Below are 231 nucleotides of genomic sequence, written 5' to 3' on the forward strand. Positions count from 1 at the left end.
CGTACAAGGCTGAAAGCGCCGGTCGAGAGCTGATCGCCGTGGATCCCCGCAACACCTCCCGCACCTGTGCCCGATGCGGGCACTGCGCGAAGGAGAACCGCCTCACCCAGGCCGCGTTCGCTTGTACGGCGTGCGGGCATGCCGCGCACGCCGACGTGAACGCGGCGATCAACATCCTCAGGGCAGGGCTTGCCCTTCGTGAGGCTGCGCAAGCGGCTTAGCGAGAAGCCG

1 protein-coding gene is annotated in these 231 nt (G+C 68.0%); it reads left to right on the forward strand.

The window, feature by feature from the left end; genetic code table 11:
• Positions 1-221 (forward strand): zinc ribbon domain-containing protein (locus tag ACWJ6R_RS38370; RefSeq protein ID WP_449066853.1); only part of this gene is annotated, 221 nt, incomplete at its 5' end.
• Positions 222-231 lie beyond the last annotated feature (10 nt).

The organism is Planomonospora algeriensis, from assembly GCF_977012225.1.